The organism is Flagellimonas yonaguniensis (assembly GCF_029193885.1).
GTDB classification, from domain to species: domain Bacteria; phylum Bacteroidota; class Bacteroidia; order Flavobacteriales; family Flavobacteriaceae; genus Flagellimonas; species Flagellimonas yonaguniensis.
Genome location: NZ_JARFVB010000003.1, coordinates 324,358 through 337,982, shown reverse-complemented (window position 1 = coordinate 337,982; position 13,625 = coordinate 324,358). Strand labels below are relative to the sequence as shown.

General features: G+C 40.8%; 13 protein-coding genes and 1 other RNA gene. 7 read left to right on the top strand and 7 right to left on the bottom strand.

Annotated elements, in window-relative coordinates; translation table 11 throughout:
* Window positions 1-15 precede the first annotated feature (15 nt).
* Window positions 16-3,045: a SusC/RagA family TonB-linked outer membrane protein gene (locus PY092_RS07910; protein WP_275615303.1), complete on the bottom strand. Its 3,030-nt coding sequence runs from the start codon at window positions 3,043-3,045 to the stop codon at window positions 16-18.
* 769 nt (window positions 3,046-3,814) lie between these two features.
* On the opposite strand from PY092_RS07910, the gene PY092_RS07905 reads away from it, so the two are divergent.
* Window positions 3,815-4,294 (top strand): helix-turn-helix domain-containing protein, encoded by a 480-nt coding sequence (locus PY092_RS07905; protein WP_275615302.1) that lies wholly within the window; start codon window positions 3,815-3,817, stop codon window positions 4,292-4,294.
* 245 nt (window positions 4,295-4,539) lie between these two features.
* Here the strand turns inward: PY092_RS07905 and PY092_RS07900 are convergent, their stop codons facing one another.
* From PY092_RS07900 to PY092_RS07890, 3 genes are read right to left on the bottom strand one after another with little or no spacing between them, the layout of a single operon-like run.
* A complete protein-coding gene (locus PY092_RS07900) occupies window positions 4,540-5,334 on the bottom strand; it encodes an ImmA/IrrE family metallo-endopeptidase (RefSeq protein WP_275615301.1) in 795 nt (264 codons plus the stop codon).
* Entirely contained in the window at window positions 5,321-5,686 is a 366-nt protein-coding gene (locus tag PY092_RS07895) for a hypothetical protein (protein ID WP_275615300.1), read from the bottom strand. The genes PY092_RS07900 and PY092_RS07895 overlap by 14 nt, the downstream gene beginning before the upstream one ends.
* 2 nt (window positions 5,687-5,688) lie before the next feature.
* Window positions 5,689-6,276, bottom strand: a complete 588-nt coding sequence (locus PY092_RS07890; protein ID WP_275615299.1) for a hypothetical protein — start codon at window positions 6,274-6,276, stop codon at window positions 5,689-5,691.
* An 85-nt stretch (window positions 6,277-6,361) separates the two neighbouring features.
* On the opposite strand from PY092_RS07890, the gene PY092_RS07885 reads away from it, so the two are divergent.
* From PY092_RS07885 to PY092_RS07875, 3 genes are read left to right on the top strand one after another with little or no spacing between them, the layout of a single operon-like run.
* Window positions 6,362-7,321 carry a nucleotidyltransferase family protein gene (locus PY092_RS07885; RefSeq protein WP_275615298.1) on the top strand — a complete coding sequence of 320 codons (960 nt, stop codon included), beginning with the start codon at window positions 6,362-6,364 and terminating at the stop codon, window positions 7,319-7,321.
* Window positions 7,322-7,969, top strand: coding sequence for an SEC-C domain-containing protein (locus PY092_RS07880; RefSeq protein ID WP_275615297.1), 648 nt, complete (start codon window positions 7,322-7,324; stop codon window positions 7,967-7,969).
* Window positions 7,956-8,780 carry a DUF6602 domain-containing protein gene (locus tag PY092_RS07875; RefSeq protein WP_275615296.1) on the top strand — a complete coding sequence of 275 codons (825 nt, stop codon included), beginning with the start codon at window positions 7,956-7,958 and terminating at the stop codon, window positions 8,778-8,780. Before PY092_RS07880 ends, PY092_RS07875 begins: the two co-directional genes overlap by 14 nt.
* Window positions 8,781-8,982: 202 nt before the next feature.
* Here PY092_RS07875 and PY092_RS07870 read toward each other — a convergent pair whose 3' ends face one another.
* The 3 genes from PY092_RS07870 to ssrA all read right to left on the bottom strand — a co-directional run bounded on the left by PY092_RS07870 (window position 8,983) and on the right by ssrA (window position 11,134).
* A complete protein-coding gene (locus tag PY092_RS07870; RefSeq protein WP_417958153.1) occupies window positions 8,983-9,219 on the bottom strand; it encodes a tyrosine-type recombinase/integrase in 237 nt (78 codons plus the stop codon).
* A gap of 38 nt (window positions 9,220-9,257) precedes the next feature.
* Entirely contained in the window at window positions 9,258-10,499 is a 1,242-nt protein-coding gene (locus tag PY092_RS07865) for a site-specific integrase (RefSeq protein ID WP_275615295.1), read from the bottom strand.
* A 235-nt stretch (window positions 10,500-10,734) separates the two neighbouring features.
* Window positions 10,735-11,134, bottom strand: a transfer-messenger RNA (tmRNA) gene (gene ssrA, locus PY092_RS07860).
* Window positions 11,135-11,433: 299 nt separating this feature from the next.
* On the opposite strand from ssrA, the gene PY092_RS07855 reads away from it, so the two are divergent.
* From PY092_RS07855 to PY092_RS07845, 3 genes are all read left to right on the top strand, one after another.
* Entirely contained in the window at window positions 11,434-12,639 is a 1,206-nt protein-coding gene (locus PY092_RS07855) for an NAD(P)-dependent oxidoreductase (protein ID WP_275615294.1), read from the top strand.
* 80 nt (window positions 12,640-12,719) lie between these two features.
* Complete coding sequence (locus PY092_RS07850; protein ID WP_275615293.1) at window positions 12,720-12,989, top strand: hypothetical protein; 270 nt, start codon at window positions 12,720-12,722, stop codon at window positions 12,987-12,989.
* Between the two features lie 139 nt (window positions 12,990-13,128).
* Window positions 13,129-13,584, top strand: coding sequence for a COG2426 family protein (locus PY092_RS07845; RefSeq protein WP_275615292.1), 456 nt, complete (start codon window positions 13,129-13,131; stop codon window positions 13,582-13,584).
* The last annotated feature ends 41 nt before the right edge of the window (window positions 13,585-13,625 follow it).

The window sequence follows — 13,625 nt, the reverse complement described above, 5'->3', positions numbered from 1 at the left end:
CTTGAAAGGATTTGATTAAAAACTGATTTGTAGGCCTAAAGTGAGTTGTCTTAGCGGGGGCAAGCGCGTGCTTGAGGGTTGTTCTGGATCTGGCCCGTAGTAATTGGTCAAGGTCCATAGGTTTTGCCCCTGCAGGTATACATTGATATCCAACCCATTCTCCATGGTGGGTAGTTTGTAGTTCAGCGCAATGTTTCTGAGACGGAGAAAGGAGGCATCGGAGACCGCGGCATTGCTACTTTGCTGGCGGGCACCCAGATCCTCGACCGTTGTGAAACCACTGGAAGAACGCTGATAGGTCGCGATATCCCCGGGCTGTTGCCATCTGTCCAATAAGGCAACTGGGATATTGCCCTTGAACCCGGGAGTGGCATCAAAACGAACCGCATTATAGGCCCTTTGCTTTTTGAACTGGAAGAACACATCCAAGCTCAGGTTGCCCAAACTGAAAGTGTTACCCATACCTCCATACCATTTTGGGGCCAGATCTTCAATCCATTCCAAGTCGCCCGGATTGCTGACCTCCCCATCTCCATCATAGTCCTCAAATTCATAGATGCCCGTTTCTGGATTGACACCTAGGGCATTGTAGAGTTTTACGATGGTCAAGGGCTCTCCAATAACATACCGATTGGCAAAAGTGGATGATTCAAGGTTGTCGAACTCGACCAACTTATTTTTGGGAACGGTCAAATTGAGGGTCGTGGACCATTCAAACCTTTTGGAACGGATATTGACCGTTCGCAGGTCCACTTCAAGTCCTGTGTTCTCGACCACAGCATCAAAATTGCCCGTTAATTGGGAAAAGCCAGTGGTGGCCGCCAAGGGAATCCCCACCAACTGATTGGAGGAACGGTTTCGGTACCAAGAGGTGTTGAGGAAAACCCGGTCGTTGAAAAAACCAAGTTCCAGGGCGGCTTCCAATTTTCGATTGGCTTCCCAGCCAAACTGTGGATTAAATATGCCTGAGGGTTCCAAAAGGGTAGTGCCTGCGTAGGATTCCCCGGAGACATTGTAGGTGTCCAAATAACGATAGTCCCCAATATTGTCACTTCCCGTGATGCCATAACTGCCCCGAAGCTTTCCATGGCTCAAAAAGGAGCTTTCCTTAAAGAGGGCTTCCCTTGAAAAGATCCAGGCAAGGCCCACGGCACCAAAGTTTCCGAACTGCCTTCCCGGACCGAAGCGGGATGACCCGTCGCGACGGCCCGTAAGGTTCAGGATATATCGGTCATACAGCTTTAGGTTGATGCGACCGAAGAGCGCACTGTAGCGATAATCGGCATCGGAGGTGGAAAAGATTTCCAAGGACTGGGCAGCGGCCAAATTCTTGATCAATCCATTGTTGGGAAACCCCCTGCCCCTAAGTACCAATTGACTGGAACTTTCTTGTTGGAAGGTGGTACCTACCAGTATATCCAGCGAAAGTCTGTCCCATTTCTTCTTCCAGTTGAGTTGTGGCTCCACAATCCATGATTCCCGCTCTGAGGCATTGGTGGTCAGGTTGGAGAAGTTTTGGGGTGTGAGTCCCAGACCTGGGTTTCTGGCCGTGTTGGGATTGGTGGCATAGGAGTCCAATCGATAGCGGGTAAAGCCCAAACTGGACTTTAGTTCCAAATTGGGCGCTATGGCATAAGATAAAGTTGCATTGGAGATAATGGTATTCGTAGCAGCTACAAATTCCTCCTCCAATGCGGCCAAGGGATTGTCCCAAGTATTGTTCTCCCAGTTCAGGTTGCCCTCCTCATCGAACAGGGCAGGGGCATTGGGCTCCAAGGAATAGGCTTGCTGGGTAAAGTCTGCTCCAGGCAACTGGTTGTCCTCTCGGGTGTAACTGGTCGAAAAGTTGATTTTGAACTTCCCATTGTTGGATCGGTGGGACAGATTACTGTTCAAACTCGCCTTTCTGTAATTGGCATCCCCGGGAAATACCGTGGTCTCCTTTAAATAACCGCCACTGACCAAGAATTGGGTCAGCTCATTGCCCCCGGAAACGGAAAGCTGTGCGTTCTGGCGATAGGCGGTACCCCCGATCAATTCCTTTTGCCAATCCGTATAACGATTGTTGTCCCATACCGTAATATCGGGCCAGAACCCGTCAAGGGCGGGATTTTCCAATAGCGGGGTAAGCCCATCATTGTCAATGCCTTCCCTACGGATTTCCAAATATTGTTGGCTGTTCATCAAGTCCAGCAAATTGGAAACCCCGCTCAATGTGGTGCTCAAATGGGCATCAAAGCGGGTTTTGCCTGCCTTTCCTTTTTTGGTGGTAATCAATACCACTCCATTCGCCCCACGCGAACCGTAGATGGCGGTGGCATCAGCATCCTTCAATACCTCAATGCTCTCGATATCATTGGGGTTGATGGCGTTCAGGGGACTGATGTTCCCGATGATTTCCGTGGAGACACGAGGGGCCGCCAATGACTGGGAACCGTAAGGTACGCCGTCCACGATGTAGAGGGGGTCGGTAACTCCGTTAAGGAAGTTGCGGCCGCGGACCTCTACCGAAAAGCCACTTCCGGGCACCCCTGTGGTCTGGACAATGTTGACGCCCGATAGATGTCCCTGCATGGCCGCCAGTGGATTGGCCACAGGCTGTTTTACCATGATTTCTGATTTGATGATGGCGATACTTCCTGTCCGTTCCTTTTCGGAAACGGTATAATAGCCAGCATTGAGGACCACTTCGCCCAACTGGGTGACATCCTCTTCCATTTGGACATTGATGGTATTTCTTCCATCGATGGGGACTTCCAAGGTCCTAAAGCCTATTATGGAAAAGACCAATAGGTCATTGGGGCCAGCTTGAATGCTATAGGTGCCGTCCATATCGGAAATGGTTCCTCGGTTGGTGGATGGTACCCTTATGTTAACACCAGCTAATGGCGACCCATTCATATCGATAATGGTACCAGAAATGGCATTTTGTGGTAGGTCAAAGGTTCCTCCAGCTACTAGTTTTTGGTGGAGTAGGGGAGCTAAGAGGAGATATAGGAACAGGAACAGTTTGGTCCTGTTTAGATGTATTGATGAGTTCTTCATTGTTTTGAGTTCTTTTGATTAAAGCGTGAGTTAGATATTGCTTTTTCCTATGGGCAATACTTAGGCCCATAGGTTTTTAGCCACACTGTCCAAAAAGTCAGGATAAAGCCGTAACTTCCTGAAGGGCATTAAGGTTCGGACATAGGCTACCCTGTCCAAGTAGCATAGGCTCTTGGAAATCGGATTCCTAAATGGAAAATGACTATGATATTGTATTAGGGCCGGTTGCCCTTAAAATGGATGTGGTAAGCTATGGGACAAAGGATATCGTGAACCGGAAAAGTGTTTCGTGTATCCCATAACTATAGTCATGAATGGATCAAATGGGATTCTTGGGCTTTTTCTTAAAGAGAATATCAAATAGGGTCAGGCCCGCTCTAGAACTGGAACTGACCGATGATAAATGCTCTATAAAAAAAACAAGCCCTTTGTTTCCCATAAACCATTGGTTGGACGATGCCTCGAAAAGCAAAAGAAATCAAACGCTAAGAAAAAGTTGGGCGTGAAAACTCAACTTACCCGCTAGCGGTACTGGTATACCTTGCACTGATAAGAAGAGCTCACGCCCGGGTCGTGAGCCAATCTGCTTATCATCTCTAGTGCAAAAATTACCAGTTTTCTAGCGAGAGATTCAAAGCGATTGCTTCAAATGTTTTACACGAAGTATCGCAAATATATTTCTAACTCCAAACATAAACAATTGGAATTAAAAGACAAAATTATATTATATGTAATTTTTTGTCTCTGATTCTATTGCTCACTTTGACTTATGTCTAGATATAAGAAGACAAGTGCACTAAAAGCAATAGGTAAACGGTTAAAAAAGCAAAGGGAGAAAGAAAAACTCCAAATTGAAGATGTTGTTGAAATGACCGGATTTACTTATAAAAAAATTTCGGATGTAGAATCTGGGGAAGAAACTTCTTTGTCTTATTTTATTGAAATATGTCTAGCAATCAACATTCAACCTAAAGATGTTCTTGATTTTAATGTTGGATCTAAGCCCAGATTTGGCCTTTCTTCAACAAGAAAGGAAAAAACAAGATTAACATCAAGGATTATTGAATCCATAAATCAAGGTTTTTTTAAAAAACCAAGATATAACAGTGAAGTCGTTATCAAATTAAAAGAAGATTTTGGTGTAGTATCATCTTCATCAAATGTTTCAGCAATTCTAAGGCGGCTGGTAGACGAAGGCAGTTTAGAAGTAATTAAGGTCAATAATCGCAATCAATATTATAAAAAATAACGATTATATCTTTTGGCACTTCCTGATTTTTTAGAAAATTATTGCATTTAGAAACACCTCCAAACTTTATTGAACAAAAAAGCTATGCTTTTTCATTTTACTGAAAAACTTGTGCATAGCCGACCAAATTGGCGGTATACGCTGAATAAAGTTAGGTATATAAACGGGTTGTATGTCATTACCACCAAAAAACCAAAATTGGAAACCTTTAAATCGCAAATTTCTTGAGTATTAGTTTTGATATTTTAATCCTCCCAAATAACACTTATAGTTAGATTGGTTCCGGAATGAACTAGACAATACTCATAAAAAGTATCATCCGCATATTCCTCTTTAACCTCCAACCACGTCGACTTTGATATTTCCTGTTTTGATTCATTTAACGGATATATTGTGCCATCATCAAAAAATTCCGCTGCAACTGAATCATGAGGAGGGGGAATTCTGGTGCACTCTTTTATTTTGAAATTGAAATCCTTTGACCTTTTCCAATAACTCACTTTGTTATCCTTTGTGTAAAATACGCAGATTGGATGATTACCCATTTCAACAAATCTGTATATTATGGAGGATCGACTAACGTTGTATTTATCAGATATGCTTCGAATTAAATTAGGGTCAAATGGTTGCTTATATACCTCTTCTGTAAACAAATGAGTGGGGAGCAAAATTTCTGCTGCAAAAGTATTAGCTTCTATTTCCTGTTGGGAAATCTTTGTTTTGTTTTTAGTATCAAACCAAGCTAATGAAGCCGAATCATCCACATGTTGTATAAGATCATTTCTGTGCATAAGGTAATGTCCGAGCTCATGGGCTAAAGTAAAGTTACGTCTTGTCTCAAAATCAATACTGTCATTTATGACAATTAATGACTTTCCCTCACCATGGATAATTCTTCCATCACAATTCGTAAGTTTTGAATACTTCAATGGAATATTAAGTGCGTAGATTACATCTTCAATGGTTACATCCCTTGGGTTATCAATTCCAAAGTTAGTCAATATTTCCAGCGCTAATTTCCTAGGGTTATTCTTCATCATTCAGCTCATCCAACATATAAAGATCTTCTAGTATCTCTCGCAGTTGATTTTCATCAAGTTTTTCAAGATTCCTGAACTGAAAATTTACATCTCTTTGCTTTATCAATGTCAAAAGAGCTTCAGTTGAAAGATTCTTTAACGCTTCTATCTTTTCCTTAGCTGCATCACTAACGCTATTGAGGAGAATAGCGTACTTCTCTCTATTCAACTGAACCTTCTGCTGGAACTTTTGTCGTCTTATAAACATGATGCTTCTAACATTATCAAATGTCTCCAATTCACTAACGGGCATTTTTTGTGCTGCTTCAACCTCCAGAGAGGATATAACATTTAGTATCTTCTTACCTTCCATGTCTATATGTCATGATTAGTCAAGCATTTGGTCTTAGCGTGATAGATCAGTTTTTCGTTCTGCCTGTATACATAATTAACCGGCTTTTCAATAATTTCCGCAATTTGGCTGGACTTTAATCCTTCCTTTATAGATTCCCAATGCATCTGCAGAAACTCATCCCCTTCTTTCACTATTCTCTCAATGCAGTCTAAGAGTTCGTCAATACCGGCGTCATAAACCTCATCAAATAAATCATAAGCCATGTCATCGTTATATTCTGTTTCAACTAATCCGTTTTCTGCTTTTCGTCTATACTTGTCAACCTTTTTTGATATCAAGCTACCTGCAATTCTCATTACTTGTTGGACAATCGTGTACTTCTCAAACTGCCACTCCCATTCAAAAGCAAATATTTTTGATACAGCCTCTTCAAAGTAATAATCAATTGCGGGTACACCAAGCTCTTTTTCTGAATGAGCTCCAAAGCTGGTTTTATTGAACAACTTTTTTTTAAGAAAAGATTTACATCGATTACATATCTCTTCCCACTCTTGTTCTGAGATCTTATCTAATTCGACCTGTATTTGTCTTTTTCTAATAAAATCCACTTTGTTTTCCGGAATAGTGAAAATGTTCGGTTAATACCAAAATAGAGATAAGTATTAAAATTAAGTCAAAAAAAAAGTAAAAAAGATGAGTTTAAACAAAAACAACTACCTCCAGCAAGTGCTGGAAAGTTACAAGATGAAACATGTATCTGATCTGATGGAGAATTACATTGAGAAGAGAGAAATTGTAAAAGACGCGTTAGCTGAGAAGTTTAAGGATCAAATTGTGACAAGAGCGATTAACTCCGGATCATACGCAAAGCATGATGCAATTAATACCAAATTCGACTTAGATATATGTCAGCCATTTAAACGCAATGCCTTTGATACATTGGAAGAAATGGCAGATGCCGTCTTTGATTTTTTCAATGAAGAATTTGAAGATGATGATTTGGTGGCGTATGCCACGCGAAAGCAACGAGTATCAACAGGTATTACATTCTTCATTGATGGTGACGAGATTCAAATGGACATTGTTCCAGGAAGAGAATTGAGTGCCGAAGATTATTTGGACACCCACAGACTGAATTTATATGTGCGTCCAAAATTGTTGGAACCTGCGAGTACCACCCAAACCAATATCCAAAAGCACATTGATCTTGTAAAAGGCAAGAGTTCCGAAAGAGAAATCATCAGACTGTTGAAGGTTTGGAAATCAAATAAGAACAAGAAAAGAGTAAAATCATTCTTTGTAGAACTTATTACAATTAAGGCTTTTGAAAAGTGTTCTGACGTCCCTAGTGATATTTGGGAAAAGCTTGAAATGGTATTGGAATATATCAGAGATAATATACAAACCATCCGTCTGGAGGATCCTGCAAACTCAAACAACGTGGTGTCCAATACAATGACAGATTCAGAAAAGGAAGACTTACAGCGGGATATCAAACAGATGCTCGAAATGATTGAATCATCTGGTGACAATCTCAAGTCCTACTTTCCTGTGAATGATGAGTTTTTTGAAGAAGATGAAGAGGAAAGAACTGATGCTGCCTTGGACATTGCTAGATCGGGAATAATTCAAAAACCATGGTGTCATTTCTAAATGAGTAGAGTCATTAAAGATATTGATGCTGCCCTAAAATCATACCCGTATTTACAACGGGTGACGGAAGATGGATACGTACGCGTTAGGGGTAAGATTCCATTGATCCATCCTGAAAAAGGAGAAATTGATCGGTATGAGGTGTTGATTAAATTCCCAGAATCGTTCCCAAGATGTTTCCCAAGCGTAATCGAAACGAGTAATAAAATTCCAAGGATTGCCGACAGACACGTCAACCATGACAATACATTATGCCTAGCCGTCCTTCCAGAAGAACGTGTAGTTTCCAAGAACGGAATATCGTTCAAATTCTTTCTGGACAAAGTACTGGTTCCGCACTTGGCCCGTGAAACCTACCGTGAAAGAAAGGGATTTTACCCTGATGGAGAATATGCACATGGATATGAAGGAATATGGGAATACTATGAAGTAAAACTTGGTCTGGATGATCGCACGAAAATTATTGAGGAGCTGGAAATGATTGCCCGCTCTAAATGGCCTGAAAGAAATCACAAATGCCCTTGTGGTAGCGGATTGAAATTCAAGAAATGCCACAATGAAAAGTGGAACGAAATAATTAAACCTGGACACGATTACGTGCATAAGATACTAATACTTTTAAAAGGAAATTTAAATGAAACGAATTGATATCAAGTCTCTTTTTACTGGGCTTCAAACCCAAATGAATGCAACGTTAAATACAAACCGTGATTTTATCACACACCCTGGTTCCAAGGGGGACTCTCTTGAAAATGCATGGATAGAATGGTTAAGGAAATACTTGCCCAACAGATATAGTGTGGACAAGGCAATTGTTATTGATCACGAAGGAAATACAAGTCATCAAATTGATGTGGTTATCTACGATAATTGGTTTACTCCATTTATTTTTTCGCAAAATGGTTTTCACTATATACCGGCCGAGGGGGTTTATGCAGTTTTTGAAGTAAAACCTGATATTGGAGATAGTTCAGATGGCAAGTCAAATATTGAATATGCAGGGGAAAAAATTGAAAGTGTAAGAAGGTTACTAAGGACAAGCACCAACATGATTAATTCGGGACGAAAGTTTGACCCAAGACCATTGACAAAAATTATTGGAGGAATTTTGTGCAGCGCTAATTCTTACACGCACAAAAATAATAGGACGATAGAAGGTCATCTCAAGGCACAAAAAGGGCTTAAAAGTATTGATATTGGTTGTATAGCGGACTATGGGGCTTTCTTTGTTGATTATGAACCTTCAGAAGAAATAAAAGAAACTGGTCAGGATAAATATCTCGAATTCTATGAGAATAGAAAGTTCCGTGAATTACGTTTTAGCAAAGAGGAAAATTCGTTAGTAACGTTCTTTATGCAACTGACTAGATACTTACAACAAGCTATTGGTACGGTTCCAGCGATCAACCTTCAAACTTACTTAGATAAAATTGATGAAACTATTGATGAGGAAATCTAATTGATATTCATACTATTCATTTTTTGATAAGAAGTAAAATTTATCAAAATAAAATGTGTTGGATTAGTCGCGAAACAAAAAATAAACAAACGGAATACAATAAAACCTATTCGCAATGCCCTTCGGGAGGACACAGCGCATAGACAAACCGTTGGGCGTCATTAAAGAATGTAAACTTACCCATCTGAGGACATAGTTAAATTCATATTGATTTAGCCAATTCCAATAAGCTAGGGTCATTTTTCAATTTTTCCATATCATCCGAAATTTTACTGTCCAATACTTTGGTATAGATTTGGGTCGTCTTCAAATAGTTATGGCCAGGAATTTTGCTCACCGATTCTATGGGTACCCCACTGGAAAGGGTTACGGTGGTTGCGAAAGTACGTCTGGCCAAATGCGTGGTCAATGTCTTTTTGATCTTGTATGCCGTTGCAATTTCCTTAAGGTAAGAATCGCCTCAATGATAATCAGAATCTACATCTTTTCAATTTTAGCCGTACTTTGATTTCCTAAAATGTCTTTCAATGCGGCCATATCCTCGCTCACCTTCCTATCAATGATCTTGGCGTAATGTTGAGTAGTACGAAGGTTTTTATGTCCCAGCATTTGCCCCACGGTTTCTATGGGAACTCCATTGGAAAGTGTGACGGTAGTTGCAAAAGTGTGTCGCGCTAAATGGGTGGTCAAATTCTTTTTAATCCCGCAGAGATCTGCAATTTCCTTTAAATAAGCATTGGATTTCTGGTTGCTTAAAACAGGCAATACACAATCTCCATTGACAACTTTAGGGTGGCTTTGGTACTTTTCTATTATTGCTAATGCTGTCGGGAGTAGGGGAATACCCAATCTGGATTTGGTCTTTGTCCGTTTGGACTTTATCCATAGACTTCCATCAATATGGGTTACGATGTTGTCTGGATGTAGTTTCTGAATATCAATATAAGAGAGGCCGGTATAACAGCAGAATACAAACATATCCCGGACTACATTTAGACGTTCTCCACTAATTTTCTTGTCTACTAAGGCTTGTAGTTCTTCCTTGGACAAGAATTCCCTTTCCACTGTTTTGAACTGTACCTTATAATTGTAGAAAGGATCTTTGCTTACCCATTCATGGGCAACTGCCATGCGGATAATCTTTTTGAAATTGTTGATGTATTTCAAAGCCGAGTTGTGGTTGCACTCTTTGGCTGTTTTCAAAAAGTATTCAAATCCTTTAATGAATTTTAAATCCACATCTCGGACCGGGATATCTGATTTTTTGAATTCAGACTTAACAAACTCAGCTACATGGTTCCTTGTGGTGTGGTATCTTTTATAGGTGCCTAGGGCGAATTCAATATCAATCAGCTTCTTCATTTGCCGGTTATGTTCATCGAAGAGTTCTAACAGCATCTTAACCCTTTTGTCGTTGCCTAAAAACTTATCCTTTACATCGTGTACGGTGAAAAACTCTCCTTCTTCTACCAATTCGTGGTGAATCTTATTGATCTTATGGCGTACGGTGGCCATAAATCGATTCAATTCTTCGGCTTCAACTCCCTTTCCTTTCAATTTGTTCATTCTAGAATCCCATTTTTCAGGGTCAATTTTTCGATGAAGACTAATTACAGAGCGTTGGCCATTTACCGTTAATCTTAGGTATAGTCCGGCCTTTCCGTTCTTGTCGAGGCGTTTGTCCTTAGGGTAAAATAAGACGGCGAAGGAATTTGACATATTTTGGGTATCGATTTATGTCAATAAAGGTATAAAAAATAACTTATTAGAGTTTTATAAAACGTTAAAAAAGAATAAATTACAGAGAAATCGATACCTATTTTTGATTTTTAAAATAGGTATCGATTTGGTGCCTTTAAAACTGATTTTAATTGAGTTTAAATGAAACTAAATAAAATAAAAAAACCTGTAAATAAGTAATTTACAGGTTTAATGTGTTGTTTTGATAGTGATTTAGTGGAGCCGGAGGGATTCGAACCCTCGTCCAAACAAGCAATAACCATGCTTTCTACATGCTTAGTATCTGCTTGATTTTCGATGTATGCCTGACCAGATACTGCCTAACATACACTTATCTTCTTAAGGTTTTAGAGGTGTCGCCAAAGCGAGCGGACACCCTTGTGTTGACTTTTTTGGTGCTCCTAAACGAATCGCCGTCAACAAGGGCTATTCAGGAACATCTCGCTTCCCTACCTTGTAGGAACGAGGCAAATCCTACTATAATTCAGATTATGCGGCAAGAGCGTAATTATTTTCGCCAATTAAAAGTGTGAAATATGAGATTAACGAGCTATATCCCAGCGCTCGACATGCTTACATCGCCATTGGTCTTGCTGTCAAAACCGGTCGGCCCCGTAATGAGATAGCAAATTTCTAATTTGCGCGATTGAATTATGCCCTGAGCGAAGTCGAAGGGCCTAAACGCATTCTCATTTTTTTATCAAAGAACTTGGCCTGCACCGAGTGCAGTCAAAGTGTGGGCGTTACCAAAATATTGCTTCGCAATATCTCGGTCGGGCTATCGGCCGTACACGGTACCTGCCTCTATCCCTAACGCGGTCGGCAAAGGTAACGCATATCCATCAAACAATAAAAAGTTTGCTTACCCTGCCTATTACTCTTATTTTGGTCAACAATTATACCAAAATAATCTATGAAGTTCGGAATCATCAGGGAACGCAAAAATCCGCCCGATCGCAGGGTGGTACTATCACCAGAGGAATGTCAAAATGTCCTATCCAAATTTCCAAAAGCCGAAATTTTAGTGGAATCGTCTCCTATTCGGGTTTTTTCTGATAAAGAATACTCCGATAATGGGCTACAAGTGGTCTCTGATATACAGGACTGCGAAGTACTCTTGGGCGTAAAGGAAGTTCCCATTGATGCATTGATTCCCAATAAAAAGTATTTCTTTTTTTCCCACACCATAAAAAAGCAACCGTACAACAGGGAATTGCTCCGAGCCATACTGGACAAAAATATCGAACTGTACGATCATGAGGTCATTACCAACGCCAAAGGGGGCAGATTGGTGGCTTTTGGTCGCTACGCTGGTATAGTAGGGGCCTACAATGGTTTAAGGACGTATGGTTTAAAGTACAATTTGTACCAATTGCCCAAAGCGGAATCTCTTTTGGACCAACAAGCTTTGATTGCCGAGCTTAAAAAAATACAACTGCCCAACATTAAAATACTGCTCACAGGAAAAGGGAGAGTGGGCAATGGCGCCAAGGAAATGCTCGATGCCATGGGGTTGAGGCACGTTTCTCCCAACGAATATTTGTCCAAAGCCTTCAACGAGCCCGTATATTGTCAAATTGATGTGTCCCAGTATGTCAAGCGAAAGGATGGGAACAAGGGCAACAAAGCTGACTTTTTCGAGAATCCAGAAGATTACAAATCCGACTTTTTCAGGTTTGCCAAGGTAACCGACTTTTATATTGCAGGACATTTTTATGGCGACGGCGCTCCTTATCTGTACACACGGGATGATGCAAAACAGCCTGACTTTAAAATAAAAGTAGTGGCCGATATCAGTTGTGATATCGATGGCCCCGTAGCTTCAACCATTCGTCCGTCCACCATTGCAGAGCCCATTTATGGTTACGACCCCGAATCCGAAACAGAGACCGATTTTAAGGCTGAAAATGCCATTGCCGTAATGGCCGTGGACAACCTGCCTTGCGAATTGCCAAGGGATGCAAGCATTGGTTTCGGCGAAGCATTTTCCAAGCATGTGATTCCATCCTTTTTCGATAGCGATAAAGACGGTGTACTCGAAAGGGCCCGTATGACCCAAAATGGAAAATTGACACCACGCTACGCCTATCTTCAGGACTATGTGGACGGAAAAGAGTGACTTTAGGACTGAAAACAGCACTCAAAAGTTGGTAATGTGTTGTTTTTTAGTATATTGTATGTCCTAATTTTTGAAAGCAAGTGAAGTTCAATTGGATGTTTTCTGGAGATGACAATCCAGCAATGAAACGTGCCTGTATCGATTTGGAATACAGCCTCAGGCCAAGGATCATGCGATTCCTGTTGTCTCGATTGGATGTGGATGCTGACTTTTCCTCTTTTCACTTTGATGTCAATGTCGACAAACAATGGGTATCGATCTCGGAAAAGACTCCCAAGGAATACATCCGTAAAATATTGCCGGATTTTGATCAGGCCATCAATGGATCCCCGTTTTCCTCTGTTGCTTGATTTACTTTTCTTGAAATTTAACCTGTTGACCCCAAGGGTGTTTCAAAACCAAAAATCACAATTAATAAATATTTAAGTGTGAAAAGGGTTGCCGAATGCAAATTCCTTTCTAGGTTTGCCGGTTTAAAACCTCGATACTTTGCACATTGATTTAATAATAGCGGCATTGTGGAGCCTATCGCCATTTGGAGAGGCCAAAGTTGGCATTCCTTATGGGATGTACCAAGGGGTAAACGAGTACTTGGTGTTTATTGTGTGTTTTGTAGCCAACGTGCTGGTATTTCCGTTGATGATGTTCTTTTTGGAGTACATCAACCGTCATCTGATCAAATGGCGTTTCTATAAAAAATCCGCTGTTTTTGTTGGTCAAAGGGCCAAAAAAGGGTCTGGTAAAAAAATACAGCGTTTCGGTTTTTTGGGTATTGTACTCTTTGTGATGATTCCTCTACCGGGTACAGGGGTCTACGCAGGAAGTATCGCCGCCTATCTCTTCAAAATGAAAAAACGCGAAGCCTTTGCTGCAAATACCATTGGAATTTTCTTCTCCTCGGTAATTATTTGGGCAGCTACCTTAATGTCCATGGAAGGGGTTTAGAAATTTAGCCTGTATTTTGTTGCTTTTCGTGTTTGTTGTGA